Here is a 21,516-nt window from a genome sequence, read left to right as displayed (position 1 = left end):
AAACAAGGGTAAAGACCATGAGCCACAAATTAGCTGTTAAAAAAAGGACTGAAACCGGCAAGAACGTAAACAATCGTCTTCGCGAGTCAGGACAGGTTCCTATTAACATTATCGGAGGCGGAAATGCCGCTTCCGGTTCCGTAAACGAGAAAGAACTTGAAAAACTAGTTCATTCCGGGATCCGCCAATCCACTCTGATCGAGTTGGAAGTGGAAGGAGAAGGAAGCCAAAAGGTTTTCGTAAAAGAAGTACAACGTTTCCCAGAGATCGACAGGATCCGTCACGTAGACTTCTACAAAGTAGAACCTGGAAAGAAAATCGTTACTAAGATCGGAATTCGCACTGAAGGAACCGCAAAAGGTTCTAAGATGGGCGGTCAATTCGACCATTTAATCCATGAGATCCGAGTGAAAACCGTTCCTGAGGATCTGGTTGAAACTCTAGTTATAGATGTAACCGATCTAGATGTAGGCGATTTTATCAAAGTTAGTAACTTAAAAGTTCCTGCAAGCTGGGAAATTTTAGTTAACGGAGATCCGATCGTAGCAGCAGTGCTAAAAACCAAAGCTTTACTCGCTCAAGAAAGAGCGGAAGCTAAGGAAGCTGCTGGAGCAAAACCTGCAGGTAAAAAAGGGAAATAATTTCCCCGTCCTGAGATCTAAAAATTTGGAGTACGTTATTGTATGAAGCTAATCGTCGGATTGGGTAATCCCGGAGATAAATACAATAATAATCGAGCGAATATCGGCTTCAAAATTTTGGACGTGATCGCCAATAATATCAACGTCGAGATCAAGACTAAAAAGAAAAAGTCTTTGATCGGAAGAGGTGATTTCGAGGGAGAAGAGGTCGTATTATTAAAACCTCAGACCTTCAGCGATCTATCGGGCGAATCCGTTCTGTACATAGCTTCCTTCCTGAAAATTCAGGTACAGGATATTCTTGTGATCCACGAAGATTGGACCTTACCCTTGGGTAAAATTGTAGTGGATAAGGGAGCGAACGGGAACGAAAATCCAGGGATCAAATCCGTGATCCAGTCTTTACGTTCTCCTAATTTTATCCGCATCAGGATAGGGATCGGCAACGACGAATTTGATGGTTCTAATCTGGACGGATTTTTGAAGGAAGATTTCCAACCTTTAGAGAACTTAAGTTTGATCCAGATCATCAATGACGCAGAAGCAGCAATTCGTTCCATTAGTTTGGGTGATATAGAAGACGTGATCGAAAAATACAGATTGTAAGGTCTGATTTTTTCTCAAAAAAAATTCCGGACTTGGGTCCGGAATGCCTTCCATCTTATTTTTCTCTCGGTTCCGTCGAGATCTAAAAATCCTTTACTTTTCCGGAAAAAAAGGGACTCTGATTATGGGGAACCTTTTCCAAGAAATCGGTTTCCAAATAGCATCACCGGTTTACGATTCCGGCAGGTTCAAGCCTGCTTCCCTTAGTCTAATCTACGGGAAGAATGTGGCTCCGAAGAGATGGCGGAGCTTGGGAGTTACACATGAATAACAATAATAAAGGTCTTAGATTACTTATACTTTTCATTTTAGTAATCCTAGGATTAGCACTTCTAGTACCGCAGATACAAACTGCTCTGGGAAAACCTCGGATACTACCTTTTTCCCAATTTATGAATATGGTAGAACCGGATACTTCTTCCAAGCCGAAAGGTAAACTGGTTAAAACTTCTGACTCTAATTTCCCCGGCTGTGACAAGCTGATATTAGAAGGGGATATGATCAAAGGTTGTTACGAACCGTTCGAAGAAGGATCTGCAAAAACCCCCGTTCGATTCGAGACCAGAATTGCTCCTATCGACAAAGAATTCCTTACTTCTTTAAGAAAAACGAATATCGATCTGGAAGTAGTTCCTTCCGAGAACGGGCATGGGTTCGGAATGTTAAGTTCCTTTCTTCTGATCGCCGTGATCGGCATTTTCGTATTTTACTTTTTTATTATGCGTCAGGTCCAGTCTACCGGCAACAAAGCGTTTTCCTTCGGAAAATCCAAAGCAAAGATGACTGTGGATCCAAAGGTAAAAGTTAGTTTTGCCGATGTTGCAGGTTGCGAAGAAGCCAAAACAGAATTGGTCGAAATTATAGAATTCTTAAAAGACCCTAAAAAATTCCAAGCAATGGGTGCAAGGATCCCTACCGGAGTTCTTTTAGTGGGCCCTCCCGGTACAGGTAAAACACTTCTTGCTAGAGCCGTTGCCGGAGAAGCGGGTGTACCATTCTTCAGTATCTCCGGTTCCGACTTCGTAGAAATGTTCGTAGGTGTGGGAGCTTCTCGTGTTCGAGACCTTTTCGACCAAGGTAAAAAAAATTCTCCATGTATCATCTTTATAGATGAGATCGATGCGGTGGGAAGACTGAGAGGAGCCGGATGGGGTGGTGGTCACGACGAAAGAGAGCAGACCCTAAACCAGATGCTTGTCGAAATGGACGGATTCGAGAAAAACGAAGGTGTGATCGTAATGGCAGCTACAAACCGTGCTGACGTTTTAGATCCGGCCTTACTCAGACCGGGAAGATTTGACCGCCAGGTAATGGTGGACCTTCCGGACCTGAACGGAAGAGAGCAGATCCTAAAAGTTCACTCTAGAAAAGTTCCTTTAACCAGCGATATCTCTTTGAATTCCATCGCAAGAGGAACCCCTGGATTTACTGGTGCGGATCTTTCTAACCTGATTAATGAAGCCGCTCTACTTGCCGCACGTAAGAATAAAAAACGTGTAACCCAAGAAGAATTAGAGGAAGCTCGCGATAAAGTCATGATGGGCCCTGAGCGAAGATCCTTCTTTATTTCCGAAAAGGAAAAAGAAGTAATCGCGTATCACGAAGCAGGCCATGCGATCTTAGGAACACTTTTGGCTTATACCGAGCCTGTTCATAAGGTGACCATCATTCCGAGAGGAAGGGCATTAGGTCTTACTCAGTCCCTTCCTACGGAAGACAAACATATTCATACGAAAGCATATTGGTTGGACCAGATCGTAGTTTGTATGGGCGGGTTCATCGCAGAAGAGTATAAGTTCAAAATGACTTCTACCGGTTCCAGCAACGATATCCAACAGGCTACAAATATCGCAAGAAGAATGGTCTGTGATTGGGGAATGTCCGAAAAACTAGGCACGATCAATTACGGAAGCGGTCATGAGAGCCCTTTCTTGGGCAGGGATATGGGCCAAAGTAATAAGGCTTATAGCGAAGAATTTGCAGCCATGATCGACAAAGAGATCCGAAATATAGTGCAGACCTGCCTCGACAAAGGTCGGGAACTAGTCCGTAAGAATTCCACCAAGTTTGAAAATCTTGCGAAGGCTCTTCTGGCAAAAGAAACGGTTTCTCATGATGAGTTGATGGCGATTGTTCATCCGGCTCACGAAGAAACTAAAAAGAAAACGGAACGTTCTAACAAAAAGGAGAAGGCGGGAGAAATTCCGAGCAAACCCGCATATTCTACCGGCATAGAATGAAATTCTGGCTTTTTAAGACCGAGCCCGACGTTTTTTCCATAGATACCCTGGCTTCTTCTCCCGGCAAAACAGCTCCTTGGGAGGGAGTCAGAGGTTATGGCGCAAGAAATTACCTAAGGGATGAGATCAAAAAGAAGGATCTCATCCTATTCTACCATAGCAGTTGTAAACCTCCTCATGTCGCAGGACTTGCGGAAGTAGTCAAAGAAGGATACCCGGATCATTTCGCTTTTGATAAGAAACATAAGTATTATGATCCAAAAAGTGATCCGCAAAAACCGACCTGGTTCATGGTGGATGTGAAATTTAAGGAAAAATTTTCTCGCCCAATTTCGCTAGAAGAATTAAGATCCCACGGGCAACTAGAAGGAATGGTCCTTTTGCAGCCGGGGGGAAGACTTTCGATCCAACCGGTCAGCGAAGAACATTTTCAGTATATTTGTAAATTGGCCGGGGCAAAAAGTCTCCTCGGTTAGGGAGATTTTTTGTGAATATTTTCCGAAAAATTCGGAACTTCAGCTTCATTTTGCTGATCGTCATCTTGAGCATAGACTCACTATATTCTCAGGAAGATGTTCCCGTTTTTCCGATCTCCGGTTCTATGTCCGGGACTCCGATAAATAAATTCACTTTTATCAGAAAGATACGTCCCGGAGAAGTACAGGCTCCAATAGATTTAGAAACAGGTGATTGGACAAGAGTGGATACGGACAGCCTCTCTTTCAGTTTCACCGACGATCAGTTTTTAATAAAGTTCAAGATACAAGCTCCCCCTAAAGAAGGAACGATTTCCTGGTACTTGGTCTTGAATAACCCTGGGATGGAAAATCTCACAGTTTTTGAAAGGGTATGGAGTCCGCAAGGATGGGCCTGGTCCGAACTCTCCATGGATACTAGGATGTCCTATATCCAACCTGCATTCTTAATAGAAACTCCTCCCAACAAACAGGAAGAATTTTTGATCCACGCTTCGACCAGAAGGTCTTTGGTCTTGAATTTTCAGGCCTGGGCTCCCAAGGAATTCGCAGCTCATATCCAAATGGAGAATTTGTTTTTAGGGATCTTCTTCGGGGCGATAGGGATTATGTTAGTGTATAACGGATTTCTTTCCTTCGTGGTTAAAGACTCCAGTTATTTTTTCTACGTTCTCTATCTGTTGTTCTATGGACTTTGGCAAATGGCGGTTACAGGAGTGGGGGCCCAGTATTTAATTCCGGCTCCAGCTACTTCTTGGAACGATTATCTGACAGGTTTTGCATTCTTGTCAGTGGCATTTTCCCTTTTGTTTACCCGTTCTTTCTTGCATATGGAAAGGGAGACCGGCTGGAAGAATTATGCTTTCTTAATATTGGCCGGCGTTGCGATTTTGGGATTTTTCGCATCTTTATTCCCTAACATTTACGGCCCTATGATCTGGGCCGTTTCCTGGTATCCTTTTTTGGCTGCGGTTTTGGTGATCTATTCGGCTGCGATCCGATTGAGAAAGGGGTATCGTCCTGCACGTTATTTCCTTTTGGCTTGGTCGGTACTCATACTTTTTGTCCTGATCACCGCTCTTAGGAATCTGTCCATTATCCAGGATACGGAACTTACACATTGGTCCGCGCAGTTCGGTTCCTTGGTAGAAATGACACTTCTTTCATTCGCTTTGGCGGATCGTATCAAAACGTTAGAGAAAGATTCCCTGCAAGCTCGATTGGAAAATTATGAAAGCCAGTTAAAGTTAACAGAGATAGAGCAAGAGCTTAAGATCGCAAGAGAGCTGCAAGAGTCCATTCTTCCTGACCGTTTGCCGGAAGTAAAAAATCTTAAACTTTCCGTACGAAGTGAATTTGCAAGTTCGGTCGGAGGGGACTTCTATGATTTCCAATATTTGGAATCCGGCAAGTTAGGGATCTTTTTATCCGATGTTTCCGGTCATGGAGTTCCCGCTGCGATCATTTCTTCTATGGTCAAGTTGGCGTTTTCTATCGAATCAAGAAAAAATGAAGATCCTGCGGAAGTTTTAAGAAGTATCAATAGATCCTTAAGCGGCAAATACGGGAAACATTTTATCACCGCTGCGTACCTACTCATCGATCCTGAGAATGGAAAGGTAACTTATTCAAACGCGGGACATCCTCCCATTGTTGCAATAGACAAGGGATCGGGAGATACCAAGGAGATCTTTTTGCCAGGTTGGATCATGGGAATGGATCCGAATCTTAAAAATTCCGTGATAGAATTCCAAATGAAACCGGGGGATCGTTTGATCATTTATACGGACGGGATCACGGAAGCCAGAAGTAAAAACGGGGAAATTTTCGGATTCCAAAGATTTTATAAATTGTTAAGTGATTTAATGGATTCTCCCGGTGAAAAATTGGCAGAGGAACTGTTTACTACCGTGAGAAGATTTGCGGGAAATAGAAAACATTTCGAGGACGATCTAACGTTTCTTGTCTTAGATTATTTGCCGATCCCCGATGAGAGTCCAAAAAAGGAAATTACTTCGAGTTTTTCAAAAAGTTGATCAACTCGTTGGAAACTTGTATCGGGCGTTTTCTGTAGCTCTTTTTATATTCTTTTTTATATTCTTTATGACAATTTTTGCAGGAAGACTCCAGATCTCCGGAGGCAAAAGCTGCATCGGTGATCTCTTTCCATTTTGTTTTTTGTTCGTCCAAGGCCCAGTTCGGGATTTCTTTTAAGATCCTTTCGAGAGCGGCCTTATCTCCTTTTTTAGCTTTTTTGGAAGCAGGTTTGGTATAATCTTCCATAAAATCATGCAACGTGGTTTCCGTAGTTGCGGTTTTAGCATAGGAAGCGGAAACACTAAATAGGAATAATAAAACGAAGGGGAAATTTTTAAGTTTACGATTCATCCGAAAAAGTCCTCTTTTCCGCAATTTTTATCTTATTATACGTTTCGGGAAGTTCTTTCCATTTTTTTTTAAAAGGATCCTAGATTAGAAAAATCGGGATCTATTTAAAATTTGGGAACCTTATAAATGGAGGAAGTTCCGGATCTTTTTAATCTAAGATCCGATTCCACTCTTGGTCGTAATAGCGTACGAGACTTTGGTTGTCCAGACGATTCGGTTCAGTCGGTACCTTGGACATATCTTGCGGAAATTCCGAAATCGATCTTAATTCTGTTTCATTCAGGAATTTTAATCCGGTTGGGAGATCTTTTCTGTATCCTCCCAATTTCCCCACACTTCCTAAAATAAATCCCCATTCTCCGAAAGAAGGAACGTATACATGCAAGGCTCTGGTATTAAATCCTGATTCTTTGAGAGTGGCTTCTACACACCAGAAAGACATTCTGGCAAATAACGGGGAAGTGGATTGTATCTCTACGACTGAAAATTCGTTAAGTCTTCGTTTTAAACTTCTGTAAAATGCTGTGCTGTATAATTTTCCTATGGAGAAGTTACTCGGATCCGGAAAATCTATGAGTACCACGTCAAATACCGAACTCGATTCTTCTAACCATAAAAAAGCATCCGCATTTTGGACTTGTACTTTAGGGTTTTTTAAACTAGATTCGTTAATCTCAATGAGAACCGGTTGCTCCGAAAAAATACGCGTCATCTCAGGATCCAGATCCACTAAGGTGATGGATTCTATACCTGGATGTTTTAGGATCTCTCTGACTGCGAGTCCGTCTCCTCCCCCCAAAACCAATACTCGTTTAGGGTTGGGGTGAGATAGAAGGGCCGGATGAGCCAATGTTTCGTGGTATCTATATTCGTCCCTGGAACTGAATTGAAGATGCCCGTTCAAAAAAAGCCTGAGTTCGTTTTTGTATCTGGTGACGATGATCTTTTGGAAATTGGTTTGTTTAGAATAGATAATCTCGTCCGAAAAAAGATTTTCTTCGCTATAATAAGTGATCATCTCTGAAAACGCGAAACCTAATCCTAACAATGTCAATACCAGAGCGGATTTTGCTCTTAATAGGTTTTTATGTTTTTCGGATAATGGAAGAACGAATGTTCCCCATAGTGCGGTTCCTGCATTCAATAATCCGAAAAAGAAAGAAGTTCTCACCATTCCCAATTTAGGTGCGAAAAATATCGGAAATGCCAAGGAAGCCAAAAGTGCTCCGGCGTAATCCAAGCTAAGCACTTTGGAGACCATATCACGAAATCCTAATTTATTCTTTAGGATACGAAGAAGCAAGGGTATCTCCATTCCTACCAAAGTGCCCACTGCCACTACGATACTGAAGAGGGGGATTTGGAAAATCCTAGTCTGCCCAAAGCTTAAAAACAGAATCGCTGCGCTGAATCCGCCTAATAGTCCCAAGGCGAGTTCCACGTCCAAGAATTTAGGGATCAGATCTTCTATTAGATATCTAGAGAGCCAACTTCCGATACCCATAGAAAATAGATAAACTCCGATGACCAAAGAAAATTGAGTCACGGTTTCTCCGAGTAGATAACTCGCAACAGTGCCCGCTAGTAGCTCGTATACTAAGCCGCAAGAAGAAAGGATTAAGACGGAGATTAATAAGGCTCTCTGCAGTTTATTTTCCCCCCGGGAAATTTCTAGTGAACCAAGCGTAGTGAGACCGGTAGATGCCAGGATTCTGTCTCACGGTTTTAGGAACTTGGCTTACTTCTTCGAAATCCGTGGAGGCTCCCCCTTTTGTATATTCCGAAAAAAATCCCAGCCCTAATGAAGCTGCAAACAAAGGATAAACAAGGCCTTTTATAAAATTCCACATAATAAATCCTTAAACTCTTTTGGATTCGAAAGAATAACTTCTGAAAAAAGTATAGATCAAAGGAAGCCATAAGAAAATGGAAAATAAGAAGAATGGAGCTGGGCTCATCACATCTCTTATCACCTTTACGTTATAATCGGAACCCCAACCCACGGGGAAGTCGGATTGGCTTTCCAGTCTAAGATAATACCTTCCTGGAGGGATCTCCGCTAATGATTTTGAATCGGATTTGGAACCCTCGGACCAGGATTCTCCGTCATCTACCCCATGGTAATAGCTGGTTTCTATAGAGGTATCGTATGCCGTGTCCGTATCCTCATTGATCAATACGGCCGAGAAGAAAAGATACTTATTGTCCAATTCGGGAGCTTCGATCTGAATCTCCACATTCTCGCTTGATTCTCCTTTTAGTTCGAACACCTCGGTTACGAAAGAATTATCCCTGAAATTCGTACTGCCAATATCCGTATTCGGCATAGAAGTTTGGACGTATTTGAATTTTCCTTCATAGACTACTTGGTTTTTGGCCTTTATACATCCGTATACTTGGAACACAAAAAATACGGCCGTGAGGATCGACGCCACCCATAAATTCCGTTTTAGTCTGATCTTAAAAGGATTCGGTTCGCATACGCCGACTATTTCAGGTTTTCTTAATTTAGAAGCGGTATCCAGAGGGATAGCAGACTTCATTGTGTCGAACGGAATAAAAGTCCCTTTGGACCAGAAAATTTCCTTATCCGTTCTTTCGGAGGAGATCATATACGGAGGAGAGATATAATCTTCGAGTTGTGCTTTTTCTCCCGCGGAAACTTTCCAGTAAAATTCGCCCAATGCGAAATCCGTATTGGCATCCGAATTTGCGAACCATTTATAGGATCTTTTCTGGAAGATACGTTTCAATCCGGGAGCCCATTTGGGTACTCCGGGCAAAGGTTCAAAGTAGGTCCAATTATCCCCGTTCTCATTGAGCCAAGCGTATCCACCTCTATATCTGAGAAGATAATCCGTCCAAGTATAAGTCTCATCGTCCACTTCCGTGGATTTTCGTAAGATCCCGATGACTTTGGACTCGGGAAAGTTGGGAAGCTTAACGGGAGTTCCTAATGGAAGACGAACGTTTTCTTTGGAAATCTGATCGAATTTAGCGATGATCTTTAGATCATCACTTTCTGTGTCCATTACGGATCCGCAATATTCGCAAGCCAGAGATTTGGAGAAATCAGGACTGAATTGATTGAGAGAGGCCCCGCAACCTTTACATTGTATGGTCTTTGCAGGGATCTGCGCTTGGTTGTACGCGACTTCTTCTTGCCTAAGTCCGGTTAGATTCAATTCTCCTAATGGAGCAAAACTTCCGGAGAATAATAATGGAGGAGATTCAGAGTAGTCTAAGGTACCGAATAATCCATCCTCGCTTGCAAGATCCAAAAGAACCGCTTCGTATCCGGTTTGGAACCCAATGGGGAGTTCACCTTCTCCGCCTATGCAGGTCGCTTTCATGATCTCTTTTAAGGTCCAGTTTTCCCCTAAATAAAAAATGTCCCCCGGAGTGATCTTTTCTCTTCTGCCTGAAGCAATTACGATAGGGTCCCCGTCACCTTCTATGGTTGGGAACTTGTCTGTAGGAATTCCAACATTTAGTTTTGTATAATAATAAGAACCTTGGGCTTCTCCTAACCAGGCGGAACTTCCATCTCCTTCCATAAGATGCCATTCGTTCCAGAATCCTAATTCGAATTTGAGTTGGATCCTTCCGATTACTCGGAATGGAGTGCCTTTATAATTTCCCTGGGTCCCGAGTTGAATAATGGAATGATCGTCGGCGAGTTCTCCCGCAGTTCCGATCTTTTCCAGATTCACGTCTTTTTTGAGGGAAAGAGTTTTGCAACTGGAGCAAACCGCGTAAACGGAAGCTTTATTGATGATGGGTACTGGGGCTCCGCAATTGGGACAACTTAGTTCCGACACAAAGAAAGGTGATAACTTCGGGAGGATACTCTGTCAATCCTGGTTTTACGGCTTCGAAAGAAATTTCCTGAATTTTTACGGGATAACGGAGCGTTTCGCCATTCTTCTTGCCCGATCGCTGGCTGGATCTATATCTCCTAAGGCCTTTTCCAATTCTTGCAAGCCAGGATTTTCCCAAGTAGCTTCGTATAGGTTCGGGGAATTGAAAATGTGAAAATGGTTATCGAAATGGATGCGATTATAATAGTCCGCCTTGCTGAACATTGCGCGATTGATCTCGTTATAAATTTCTTCGAATTCGGTGGTTTGCAGATCCGGCTCGAAATCGGAGAGAAATTTTAGAGAAAGAAGAACTACGTATTCCCTGGATTGTTTTAATAATTTCAAAGCTTCGTAGAGGTATTGTGTCTTGATTCCTGGCAAATAAGGTCTTGTGTTGTCTGCTATGATTTTTTTTTGGTTGGATGCCCCGTATTCTCTATAACCCATTTCCAAATGATGTCTTGCTTCCGCGTCTTTGGTCCTAAGCGCAAATTTGGATAAAAAATCCAATTCTCTTCTCACGTTGGCTGCGGAGGCTTCCACGGCCTTTGAGTATAATATCACCAATAATCTTTGGGTTTGGCGCATTTCATCGTAAGAGTGTGCGAGATCGAATTGTAAGTATAGGGTAAATGTCTCGATATGATGCTGCAAACATCTGCGGAACAATATCTTATCATCTTCAGTTCCATAATTCGAGATAGTGCTATTGATCGCTTTTAGATGAAATTCGTTTTGTTTTAATCCTCTTTCGACACGGACTAAAGCGGTGGCTCGATTACTGTCCAAGTCTGCTTTCGGTTGTCCAAAAGGCAGGATCAGAATTGCGAAAAGAAGAATGACGTATATACGATTTCTTTTCGGTCCCATATTAGGATTTTCGGAAATAAGAGGGGTCCAAATTGAACCCCTTTACGAGATAAATTTTACTGAACGATTTTTTATCTTATGTCCTTTTTCCTAAGTCGGAGCGCATTCAAGACTACGGAAACGGAACTGAATGCCATCATCGCGCCTGCAATCCAAGGAGCTAAAAGTCCGGCTGCCGCTATCGGAATTCCAAGAGTATTATAAGCCAATGCCCAGAAAAAATTTTGTCGGATATTTCCCGTGGTGGCCTTTGCAATCAGGATTGCCTCGGCAATTTTTTCAAGATCTCCTTTTACTAAAACCACACCCGCCGTCTCGATTGCGACTCCTGTTCCCGTGCCCATAGCGATTCCTACATCAGCCTTTGCTAAGGCAGGCGAATCATTAATACCGTCACCCGTCATGCCGACGATTTTTCCTTCCGCTTGCAGGTCGGAAACTATCTCAGCTTTATCTTTCGGAAGAAGAGAAGCGTGAACATTTTTTATCCCGACCTTAGAGGAGATACTTTCTGCCACGGACAGGTGGTCTCCGGTAAGTAGTAAAGTTTCGATCCCGAGAGAATCCAATTTTTTCAAAGCGGATTTTGCATTTTTACGGATTGTATCTTCTATTGAAAAAATGATCCATGTCGGAGCTCCAAGATCGCCGTCTACAGTCGAATTTACAGTGGAGCCGGGCGCACTTGCGGAAGGCCTGGCCGTGCCGTTTGAGTTGACAACTCCCGGATTCTCTGATCTTGCCCAGACTACCGTTTTTCCTTCTTTCTCCCAAGAATTAGAAATTTCTAATAGATCCTTCGGGAAATTTTCCTTTCGGTCAAAAAATTCCAGTTTTCCTATCTTAATATTGTTTTCGTTTACTTGAGAAGTAATCCCGAGTCCCGGAATCGTCTGTAAGTTCTCCGGAGAATGGACAGGAAGTCCTTTTGCTTTTACAAAAGAAACGATCGCTTTACCTAAAGGGTGGGAAGAAGCAGACTCTGCGGATGCGGAAAAAGAAAGTAGCTCCGATCCGTCTCCGACAAACCTATAATCCGTCACGGAAGGATTTCCTTCTGTGATGGTCCCTGTCTTATCGAATGCGATCAGATTTAAGGAAGCTGCGGTTTCTAAAACTTCCGAATTCCTAAATAGGATCCCTTGGCCGGCAGCTTTTCCTGTTCCGACTAAAATCGAGATCGGAGTAGCGAGTCCTAAAGCACAAGGACAGGCAATCACTAGAATCGCGATCGATTTTTCCAAAGCTGATCCTAAATTGCCCGCCTCTAAAAAGAAGAACCATAATAGAAAGTTAAATAAAGAGATCAAAATTACTACCGGAACGAATACGGCGGAAATTTTATCTGCGATCTTTTGAATCGGCGCCTTGGAACTTTGCGCTTCTTCAACCGTTTTGATGATGGATGCAAGCACTGTTTCGGACCCGACCGAGACCGCTTGTATGATTAGGTTTCCATTCCCGTTAACAGTCCCTCCGAATACTTGGCTATCTTTCTTTTTATCTAGAGGAAGACTTTCTCCTGTTAACATGGATTCGTCTACGGAGCTAAAACCCTCCGTCACAACTCCATCTACCGGAAATTTTTCTCCGGGCCTGACTTGCAGGATATCTCCTTTTTTTACGTATTCTGTCGGGATTTCCGACCAAATCTCTTCCTTTTTAATGCGAGCCGTTTCCGGTTTTAATTCCAACAAAGTTTGAATTGCCGAAGAACTTTTTCCTTTTGCTTCCGTTTCCATCCATTTTCCTGCGAGTATAAAACAAAGTAACACTGCGGAGGTTTCGTAGTATAATGGTGGAAGCGAGTGTATATGTGCTCCTTCTATCCATAAGGAAGAAAAGAGTATATCTCCTTGTTGTTTTCCTTTCAAGAGAGAAAGTATAAAGCTATATCCGAAAGCAGCCGAAGTCCCTAACGAAACCAACACGTCCATGTTTGCACTTCCGTTTTTGATCGCTCTAAACGCACTTTTATAGAATGGAAAACCGATCCAGAATTGTACTGGGAATGCCAATAGAAATTGCACCCACGGATGCATGAGCAATTTCGGATTCGGTAAAAATTCTAAAAACGAAAAGTGAGAAACCATCGAATAGAATAGCGGAGCCGTAAACAAAAGAGAGATTAAAAATCTGGATCTTAATTTCGATCTTTCCTTTTTATGTAGTTCTTCCGTTTCCTTGTAATTATTTTCAGAATGCCATTTTGCGGAATAACCTAGGGACTCTACTTTGGAAAATAATTCTGAAGGTTCTATCGGGTCCTTAAATCTAACGAATGCGGTCTCTCTTCCGAAGTTTACTCGTGCCTCTTCCACTCCCGGAACCTTGCTTAGTCCTGTTTCAATTCTTCTAGCACAGTTGGCGCAGGTCATGCCGAAAAGATCCAAAGTGATTTCGGATGTTTTTTCTTCCTGGGTGAAGGAAGAAGTTTCGTTTTCTTTAATATTTATGTTCATGATTATCTCCGTTATCCTTCTTGAGAGGTAATTCTAATTTGATTTCCGATCCTTTGGAATTCTCGCGGTTCGCAAAAAGAATTAGTTCTTTTTTGGCTTTCTTTGACTTAGGATCTCCTGTACAAATAAAGGAATTTTTCGCAGCTTCGCAGGATAGATTTTTGTAACCTTCCGAGGTTCTTAGTTTTGCGACTAAGGATGAGCTTTTTAAACTCGGATTTTCGAAATTTATATCCAGAAGGTAGATCTGGTACTTTGAATTTCCCAAGTCCAAGATCTCGACATGAAAATTTCCTGGCATTCTAATCAATCCTCCGTGAGGTCCCGGTTTATTCTCTCCATGCGAAAGAATTGGAAAGTTGAAAAGAAAGACCAAAATTGCAATAAAGATCATTTTTTGGTTCATAACATTTACTCCTTATTTATGGAAAGAACAGGATATCCTTCTTCTTCCAATTTTGAGGACAATGTGGTAATGTCTTTCGCAGTCTCAAAATGGGCGGTTTGTGAGGATAAGTCGACGGATGGTTTACTTGTCGGATCGAAGGATTGTATTGTCCTTGTTACCGTTTTTACGCAATGATCGCAGGTCATCCCTGATAATTTGATCTTGTACATTTTATTTCTCCTTGATCTATCATCCCATTGTCAACCTTCCAATGATGGGAAGGTCAAGGCCCGAATCCGAAAAAAAACCTTTTTTTTAAAAAAAATTGTTTTTTTAAACCTTCTAATCATTGGAAGGTTTAAATTTTATGAATATCGGAGAAGTCGCCAAATTATCCGGGGTAAACCCGAAATTAGTCAGGCATTACGAATCTATAGGATTAATGTCCAAACCCATTCGTGCGGAATCAGGATACAGATTGTATTCGGAAAAAGATATACATACGTTGAGATTTATCAAAAGGGCAAGAGGGTTAGGATTTTCTTTATCCGAGATCAAACAATTGCTGGGACTTTGGAAAAACAAATCCAGAGCAAGCGTTCAGGTCAAATCTCTGGCTATGGCACATGTTAAAGAAATGCAGGCCAAAATTTTGGAATTGCAATCCATGTGCGATACACTCGCTCATTTAGCGAAACATTGTCACGGAGATCATAGACCTGATTGTCCTATTTTAGAAGAATTGGAAGGAGAATGAGTTCCTTCTAATCTTCTGACTTTTTGATCGAAAGGCGAATAAAATAGAATGAAACAGCAATGGAAACTAAAGAGGCAGACATGAACATACTCTTAGGCCCGGAGTAAAACCAAATCAATCCTCCCAAATTACTTGCGATCAAAGCTGCAATACTATTCAATCCTGCAAATGTGCCGATTGCGGAGGCGGAATCCGATTTGGGAGTTAAATTAGAGATCAATGCCTTGGAAATCCCTTCCGTACTAGCGGCATATATCCCGTATAAAAAGAATAAGAAATAAAAATGGATCTGATCTATCGCAAAGGCCATTCCGCCATAAACCAAAGCGAATGTGAATAAACCGAAGACCAACGTAGGTTTGAGCCCGATCTTGTCCGCTATGATGCCTGCCGGAAGAGAAAACAAAGCGTAAACTAGATTATAAAATATGTATATTCCGATTATCTGAGAGTCGCCCAAACCTTTGGCCTTTGCCATTAAGAGAAGAAAAAGATCGGAACTATTGACCAATCCAAAGATTAAAAGACCGATCACTAATTTTTTATATGAGCTCGGAGCATTCTTCCAATAGATAAAATAGGAGAGAATGTCGGTTTTCTCCCGTTCGACAGGTTGGTCAGTTTTGTTCTTTTCTTTCAAAAGACCTGATACCAAGAATGCGGAAAGACCGGGGACCGCCGAGATAAAGAATAGAGCAGTATAATTCTCCGGATAAAAATATAGGAAGACTAGAGCGAAAGTAGGTCCGATAACCGCTCCTAATGTATCCATGGACCGATGGAATCCGAATACCTTACCTTTGGTTTCGGGTGTTGCCTCGTCCGAAAGTAATGCATCTCTTGCGCCTGTTCTAATACCTTTTCCTAATCTGTCCATGGTTCTGGATAAAAAGATCCAAAGTGGAAAAGTGAAAAATCCCATGATTGGTTTGGATATCGCACTTAATAAATAGCCGAACTGAACAAAAGGGACCCGTTTGCCGTTTTGGTCCGAAAGTTTTCCGAAATAACCCTTGCTGAGTCCGGCGATCGCTTCCGCAAACCCTTCTAATACGCCGATCAGGACCACGGAGAATCCAATACTCTTTAAGTAAAGCGGCATGATCGGATACAACATCTCGCTGGATATGTCCGTAAAAAGACTGATCAAGGAGAGTATCCAGACGGCTTTCGTGATTTTTTTCATTGTTCCTCGTTTTTGATAAATGCTAGTTGTAATCCGAATAAAAAAGGATTTTTTAATAAAAGAATTTCGTATCTTTTTGGATAATATCGGTCCTTCCGAACGGAAAAAACCAGTTTTCCTTTTAGGTATAGGATCTGACGTAAGGAAATAAAAGGCGGAAGGTATTATGGAAGAACATGCTCATCACCAACATACTCATCATCCGGCAACACAAAAGGTTTCCGAACCTATAAAGCCATTCAGAAAAATAGAATATGTTTGTCCTATGCATCCAGAAATACGCCGAGACCAACCGGGAGATTGTCCTATTTGTGGAATGTCTTTGGTACCTCGAGGAGGAGAGCCTGACTCGGATGCGGAAGATAAGGAGATCCTCTCTTTATTTCGCAAGTTTGTAATATCTTCTATCTTAACTCTTCCCTTATTTTTTTTGGCGATGTCGGAAATGTTTTTTCCTCATTTCGTTTCCGATTTCACTTTCGGCCTTGGAGATTGGATACAATTTGTCTTATCTTCTTTCATATTTTGGGGACCAGGATTCTTTTTAGTAAAAAAGGGGATCACCTCTTTCAAGAGTATGAACCTGAATATGTACAGTCTGATCTTGATTGGAGTAGGAGCGGCTTACTTGTTCTCGACTGCGGCTCTTTTCTTTTCCGATTTTTTTCCCGACTCTCTTCAATCTCATGGTAAACCGGCTTTGTATTTTGAAGCGGCTTCCGTTATTCTCACTTTAGTTATATTAGGCGAATATCTTCAGGCTAGAGCGCAACGAAGGACAGGAGGTGCAATCCAAGCGCTCTTAGGATTGTCTCCTAAAACCGCTCATTTGCTGGAAGGAAATTCGGAAAGAGAGATCCAAATTGAAGAGATCCGAGTAGGAGACAGACTTAGAGTTAAACCCGGGGAAAAAATCCCGATCGACGGCAAGATAGAGGAAGGCTCCAGCTATGTCGAGGAGTCCATGCTAACCGGAGAACCTCTTCCTGTAAAAAAGGAAAAAGGGGATCGTGTATTCGGAGCCACAGTGAATCAAACCGGAAGTTTCATTTTAAGGGCGGATAAGATAGGATCCGAAACTGCTCTATCACAAATCATTCATATGGTCGAAGAAGCTCAGAGAAGCAAAGCGCCGATACAAGGTTTGGCGGACCGTGTCGCAGGCTTGCTTGTTCCTTTCGTGCTTCTTCTATCTGTTATTACTTTTTTTGTTTGGTACTTTTTCGGTCCGGAACCTTCACTTTCTTATGCGGTTTTAAATTCATTATCCGTTCTGATTATTGCGTGTCCCTGTGCATTAGGCCTTGCAACTCCTATCTCCGTAATGGTGGGAGTAGGCATTGGCGCTCAGAACGGTATCTTGATTCGAAATGCGGAAGCCTTGGAAAAAACGGAGAAGGGCACAGTTTTATTCACTGATAAAACCGGAACATTGACGGAAGGGCGTCCTCGAGTGACGGAAATTTATCCGGAAAATGAGCGGATCTTAAAATTAGCCTCTGCTTTAGAATTAAGGAGCGAACATCCGATCGCTAAAGCAATCGTTCGTAAATCTGACGAGTCTAACGTTCAACTCCCGGATGTGATCGATTTCTCTTCGATTACGGGTAATGGAGTAACGGGTAAGATAGAGGGTAAATCCGCTTACGTAGGAAAGAAAAAATATTGGAACGTAAAAGAAATACCGGAAGATCTTCTAAAAAAAGAAGAACTTTTTTTAAACCAAGGGAAAACGGTGGTTTGGGTCGGTGAGGACGAAAAATATATAGGTATCATTTCAGTCGCAGATCCGATCAAAGAGACTACTCCAAAAGCGGTTTCGGATATCGGAGCACTTGGAATTAGGATCGTGATGCTTACGGGAGATGCAAAAACTTCCGCCCAAAAAGTTGGAGATCAGATAGGGATCAAGGAAATCTATTCCGAATTAAGTCCGGAAGGGAAGAAAGAGATCGTAAAAGCGGCTAAGAAAAAAAACGAGATCCTATTAGTCGCAGGCGACGGAATTAACGATGCTCCCGCACTCTCCGAATCGGACGTTGGGATCGCTATGGGATCCGGAACGGAAATCGCCATTCAAAGTGCCTCCATTACTTTGGTCAAAGGGGATCTATTAGGAATATCTAAAGCGATCCGTTTGAGCAAAGCGACTATGAAGAATATAAAAATAAACCTATTCTTTTCGTTCGCTTATAATTTTTTGGGAATACCGATCGCTGCCGGATTATTATATCCTTTATTCGGAATATTACTTTCTCCAATGATCGCAGGAGCTGCTATGAGCCTGAGCTCCGTTTCGGTAGTGATGAATGCACTTCATCTCAGAAAAACAAAATTATGATTTTTGCAAACGGGTAAAAAAAATGCAAGAAGGACTTCCTTCTTGCTACGATACGTTTAAAGAGCGGATATTTTTGCCTACACCTTTTCGCTTTTAGATTTCGTGTTTGTATCCAACCCTGTATTGGGTTCCTCCTAATACGATCGGATAAGATACGCTAGGCGCAAGCCCTGCGATCCCTCCGATGGAACTTGGATGAGCTATTCCGTATTTGAACGAGTACAAGGTCTCGGCTTCAATATAGATATGACCCTTGTCTGATAAACGAGCTTGCGCTCCTACGATCCAGTTGGGTGCAACACCCGAAACGCTGAACCGAGTGTTCTCAAAAATCGCAGGCGGATCCGTTCCGTCTTGGAGAAGATTTGAGATATTGCTGCTTACTCCTAAGGCGACTAACTGATCATGCACTACTTCCGAAAAGTTAGAACCCCCTAAAGTCCATCCTCCTTTGAAATAATGAACTCCACCTCCTATGTAAAAGGAAGCGTCATCACTTACGTTTAATTTAATTCCAATATTGAATGGGATCTGCACCGCATTATAGTCCCAGTTTGTTTCCGCGAATTTTGCTCCTAAAAATTTGGCCTCGCTTTCTCCACCTAACAACTTACGGGTATAATTGGCATTTACTCTCCAGAAGAACGCTTTTCCGAAATCTTGTTCGTATCCGAAAGAAAGCACAAGCCCTGTCATAGGACCTCCAGTTTTAGCACTGATAAGTCCGTTCGTACTTTTGTCCAAGGTGATCATTCTATTTTCCGGAACGATCAGACGCCTTGGTAGAATTCCTGGAGTACCGTCTGTAGCAGTGTCAGGGTAGTTTGTAGAAGACTCTAATCCGTCTTTGGTGATCGTATCTCCAAGTGCTCCCAAATTGAATTGAAGTCCTAAACCTCCGAAAACGTAAGTCTTAGCTTCGAGGATGGAAGAAGTGAATACTAGTAACGTCATTATTCCTAACGTTTTGAGATTCTGTTTTCGTTTTGTAGTTTTTTGTACGGATTGATTTTTCATAAACCTTCCTTTTGATTTTTTCATCCATACACCTAAAAAATTTTACATCTAACGATTTTTAAATGGGGAGGCAAAAAAGGATTGAATATGGAGGTCGAACTTGTCTTCTTATAGCCTTTATATTCAAATAAAAAAGGGAAAGTCCAGCCTTGGGTTACAAATTATAAAAATATAATGTATTTTAAATCGGGCCTCTATTGTTCAATCGACTCACGTTTGTTTGAACGGGTTTTTTATAACGTTCGATTAAAAAAGATTTTAAAGGGGAACTTATTGGGCTGACTTTTTTACAGGAGAAGCCATATGGACTTTTTATGGATTTCGGACGAAATGGTTTTCTTTTCTTCTCTTTTCGGACCGTATCGAGAAAATAGCAGATCATATTATAGAAATTGTACTGCTAAGATCGCGGTTTCCTTGGAAAGACCTTCCGAAATTTTTCTACCGGGAAAAGAGGTGATCCATTTCGGTATCGCATTAGTTCCTCCGAATTTACTGCATAAAGTGCGTTATTCCGGAACAGGTGCGATTGTGCTTTTGGTAGATCCTAGTTCTTCTCAATTTGCTCGTATCCGGGCGAATTTATCCGGAGGAATTTTACATTTTGATGCGGAAATGTTTCCGGATCTGAAAGAGAAAGCAAGCCAGATTATTCGCGGAAACGTGGATTATGAAATTGCAACGGAGTTTACGGAGGATTTGATCGAGTCTCTGGAGGATCTTCCCGGTTTTCAGACCGAAATTCTTCCAATCGATCCTAGGATCTTTGAGATCGTAAGATATTTAAAAAATTTATCCGATCTTCCTTCCGAGATAGATCTATTACATTTATCTAAAAAAGTGGGTTTGTCTCCCGGTAGATTTAGACATTTATTTTATGAGAATATCGGAATATCCTTAAAAAGATTTTTAATGTATCTTAAGATCAGAAGAGCGGCGGATTGTTTTGCTTCCGGAAGGAATTTGGTCCAGGCTTCTATTATGGGAGGTTTTGCGGATGCCGCACATTTTAGTAGATCTTTCCGCCTTGCTTGCGGTCAGAAACCTTCCAATATTCTACTAAGCAGAGAATGGGAAAGGCCGAGGATACTTGTGAAAAATCCGAAAGAAACGGAAGAAGATATAAATGGAATTCGCCATTCTTTACGATAAAGGCTTTTTATCTTTGTCGAAGAATTTTTTATGGATCAAGTCTTGGATAAGATCCTTGTCCTCGTCGGAAAGATTGATGAAGATCACGTTGGCTTTTTTTCCGGAAACTCGGATCACTTCAGACTCAAGTTCCATATTTTTGCCGTTGATATTTCCGAATAGGATGATGCGGTCTCCTTCAAAAACGGAAGTGCGGGTCTCAATGCCTGCTCCCCCAGTTCCTATATCAACGATGAATACCGGAAATCTCTGGGTCTTACCCTTAACTATAAAATCACCGTCTATAGTGATCTTGACGCGAGCGTTCTTCCTCTTCTGTTGAGAAGGGTCCCGGTATTCGTATTTATCGTCGAAAAGGGAATTAGTGCCCGCCATACGACAATCATGCAGAAGTTCGAAATTCAGTCAAAGTGAAATTATAATCCTCTTCGGGTCCTTCCTCGCAAGGTTGGGAATTCTTGTAAGAGAAATAAACGGAAGTTCCATCCAAAACGATTACTGTCCTGGAGACGGAACGCGCGTCTCTTCTATGCATACAAGGAGATAGAGCGCCTTGTTCCGGTAGGTGAGAAGACAGGAAGGACTTTGCTAAGTTTGTAAAACCTCGGGCATCCGGAAGGGAGGACGGACGAAAATGTGAATCGAAGGTTTCTCTTCTTACGACTTGTGCCTTTGGGCCTTGGGTGAAAGAACTTCCGAAAACGGCAAATGTTTCGGAGTCCGTTTCTTTTACGTAAGTCTTACCGTCCCAGATAAAAATTTCTGTCTTCTCGACGTTTACCTTGAAAAGTTTGAACGGATAATATTTTTCCAGTTCGGAGTCGGTATAAGACTCGGGAGTTCTTTCTCCAAGCAATATAGAGCGGACTAATAATCCTCGACTTACAGGATTACGCAGTAATTTTAAGGTAGCTTCGTAGTAATTCACTAGGCAGATAATTTCCCCTGCTTGGGTGACTCCGATCCAAGTGCCTCCTGCTTCTCCATCGATGGGAGCGATGGCTTTTCCGGAATTGGATTCGAGTAGTTGGGGAAAAAGAGAAGGTTTCCTTTTTACAGATTCGTCTCGGTTGAATCCGACTCCAAGTATTCCTTTCTCCGGATCCCTATAGATCAAAGAAGTGCACAT

Annotated in this window: 20 protein-coding genes; 8 read left to right on the top strand and 12 right to left on the bottom strand. The window is 42.1% G+C overall.

Going from position 1 to position 21,516, the window contains the following annotated elements:
- The first annotated feature begins 17 nt into the window (after nt 1–17).
- The 5 genes from AB3N61_RS15015 (at nt 18) to AB3N61_RS14995 (ending at nt 5,999) form a co-directional block, all read left to right on the top strand.
- Complete coding sequence (locus AB3N61_RS15015; RefSeq protein ID WP_020769343.1) at nt 18–641, top strand: 50S ribosomal protein L25/general stress protein Ctc; 624 nt, start codon at nt 18–20, stop codon at nt 639–641.
- A 42-nt stretch (nt 642–683) separates the two neighbouring features.
- Nucleotides 684–1,247, top strand: coding sequence for an aminoacyl-tRNA hydrolase (pth, locus tag AB3N61_RS15010; protein ID WP_020769266.1), 564 nt, complete (start codon nt 684–686; stop codon nt 1,245–1,247).
- 263 nt (nt 1,248–1,510) lie between these two features.
- On the top strand, nt 1,511–3,487 hold the full coding sequence (gene ftsH / locus AB3N61_RS15005) for an ATP-dependent zinc metalloprotease FtsH (protein WP_020769354.1): 1,977 nt from the start codon (nt 1,511–1,513) through the stop codon (nt 3,485–3,487).
- Nucleotides 3,484–3,963: an EVE domain-containing protein gene (locus AB3N61_RS15000; protein WP_020769085.1), complete on the top strand. Its 480-nt coding sequence runs from the start codon at nt 3,484–3,486 to the stop codon at nt 3,961–3,963. Before ftsH ends, AB3N61_RS15000 begins: the two co-directional genes overlap by 4 nt.
- 11 nt (nt 3,964–3,974) lie before the next feature.
- A complete protein-coding gene (locus AB3N61_RS14995; RefSeq protein WP_367897969.1) occupies nt 3,975–5,999 on the top strand; it encodes a PP2C family protein-serine/threonine phosphatase in 2,025 nt (674 codons plus the stop codon).
- Here AB3N61_RS14995 and AB3N61_RS14990 read toward each other — a convergent pair.
- From AB3N61_RS14990 to AB3N61_RS14955, 8 genes are all read right to left on the bottom strand, one after another.
- Entirely contained in the window at nt 5,974–6,351 is a 378-nt protein-coding gene (locus tag AB3N61_RS14990) for a hypothetical protein (RefSeq protein WP_020769110.1), read from the bottom strand. The genes AB3N61_RS14995 and AB3N61_RS14990 overlap by 26 nt on opposite strands.
- 148 nt (nt 6,352–6,499) lie before the next feature.
- Nucleotides 6,500–7,999, bottom strand: coding sequence for a polyamine aminopropyltransferase (locus AB3N61_RS14985; protein ID WP_367899104.1), 1,500 nt, complete (start codon nt 7,997–7,999; stop codon nt 6,500–6,502).
- Between the two features lies 1 nt (nt 8,000).
- Nucleotides 8,001–8,201 (bottom strand): hypothetical protein, encoded by a 201-nt coding sequence (locus AB3N61_RS14980; RefSeq protein ID WP_020769151.1) that lies wholly within the window; start codon nt 8,199–8,201, stop codon nt 8,001–8,003.
- Between the two features lie 9 nt (nt 8,202–8,210).
- Complete coding sequence (locus AB3N61_RS14975) at nt 8,211–10,172, bottom strand: DUF4178 domain-containing protein (RefSeq protein WP_367897968.1); 1,962 nt, start codon at nt 10,170–10,172, stop codon at nt 8,211–8,213.
- A 75-nt stretch (nt 10,173–10,247) separates the two neighbouring features.
- On the bottom strand, nt 10,248–11,084 hold the full coding sequence (locus AB3N61_RS14970) for an adhesin OmpL37 family surface protein (protein ID WP_020769208.1): 837 nt from the start codon (nt 11,082–11,084) through the stop codon (nt 10,248–10,250).
- 71 nt (nt 11,085–11,155) lie between these two features.
- A complete protein-coding gene (locus AB3N61_RS14965; protein WP_367897967.1) occupies nt 11,156–13,546 on the bottom strand; it encodes a heavy metal translocating P-type ATPase in 2,391 nt (796 codons plus the stop codon).
- Nucleotides 13,530–13,952 (bottom strand): hypothetical protein, encoded by a 423-nt coding sequence (locus tag AB3N61_RS14960; protein WP_367897966.1) that lies wholly within the window; start codon nt 13,950–13,952, stop codon nt 13,530–13,532. The genes AB3N61_RS14965 and AB3N61_RS14960 overlap by 17 nt, the downstream gene beginning before the upstream one ends.
- Nucleotides 13,953–13,957: 5 nt before the next feature.
- Nucleotides 13,958–14,164 (bottom strand): heavy-metal-associated domain-containing protein, encoded by a 207-nt coding sequence (locus tag AB3N61_RS14955; RefSeq protein WP_020769403.1) that lies wholly within the window; start codon nt 14,162–14,164, stop codon nt 13,958–13,960.
- A 137-nt stretch (nt 14,165–14,301) separates the two neighbouring features.
- On the opposite strand from AB3N61_RS14955, the gene cueR reads away from it, so the two are divergent.
- Nucleotides 14,302–14,691, top strand: a complete 390-nt coding sequence (gene cueR / locus AB3N61_RS14950; RefSeq protein ID WP_020769106.1) for a Cu(I)-responsive transcriptional regulator — start codon at nt 14,302–14,304, stop codon at nt 14,689–14,691.
- A gap of 7 nt (nt 14,692–14,698) precedes the next feature.
- On the opposite strand, the gene AB3N61_RS14945 is transcribed toward cueR, so the two are convergent.
- Nucleotides 14,699–15,877: an MFS transporter gene (locus tag AB3N61_RS14945; RefSeq protein ID WP_020769164.1), complete on the bottom strand. Its 1,179-nt coding sequence runs from the start codon at nt 15,875–15,877 to the stop codon at nt 14,699–14,701.
- A 166-nt stretch (nt 15,878–16,043) separates the two neighbouring features.
- Between AB3N61_RS14945 and AB3N61_RS14940 the strand changes: the two genes are divergently transcribed.
- Nucleotides 16,044–18,218, top strand: coding sequence for a copper-transporting P-type ATPase (locus AB3N61_RS14940; protein ID WP_367897965.1), 2,175 nt, complete (start codon nt 16,044–16,046; stop codon nt 18,216–18,218).
- 93 nt (nt 18,219–18,311) lie between these two features.
- Here the strand turns inward: AB3N61_RS14940 and AB3N61_RS14935 are convergent, their stop codons facing one another.
- Entirely contained in the window at nt 18,312–19,235 is a 924-nt protein-coding gene (locus tag AB3N61_RS14935; RefSeq protein WP_367897964.1) for a porin OmpL1, read from the bottom strand.
- A 303-nt stretch (nt 19,236–19,538) separates the two neighbouring features.
- Between AB3N61_RS14935 and AB3N61_RS14930 the strand changes: the two genes are divergently transcribed.
- On the top strand, nt 19,539–20,387 hold the full coding sequence (locus AB3N61_RS14930; protein WP_367897963.1) for a helix-turn-helix domain-containing protein: 849 nt from the start codon (nt 19,539–19,541) through the stop codon (nt 20,385–20,387).
- On the opposite strand, the gene AB3N61_RS14925 is transcribed toward AB3N61_RS14930, so the two are convergent.
- Nucleotides 20,379–20,762, bottom strand: a complete 384-nt coding sequence (locus AB3N61_RS14925) for a PilZ domain-containing protein (protein WP_020769393.1) — start codon at nt 20,760–20,762, stop codon at nt 20,379–20,381. The genes AB3N61_RS14930 and AB3N61_RS14925 overlap by 9 nt on opposite strands.
- Nucleotides 20,763–20,769: 7 nt before the next feature.
- Nucleotides 20,770–21,516, bottom strand: a complete 747-nt coding sequence (locus AB3N61_RS14920; RefSeq protein ID WP_020769301.1) for an NRDE family protein — start codon at nt 21,514–21,516, stop codon at nt 20,770–20,772.

It is taken from the genome of Leptospira sp. WS58.C1, from assembly GCF_040833995.1.
In the GTDB taxonomy this organism is placed as follows: Bacteria; Spirochaetota; Leptospiria; order Leptospirales; family Leptospiraceae; genus Leptospira_B; species Leptospira_B cinconiae.
Note: the sequence above shows the minus strand (reverse complement) of the source record. Positions and strands in the feature narration are given on the sequence as shown.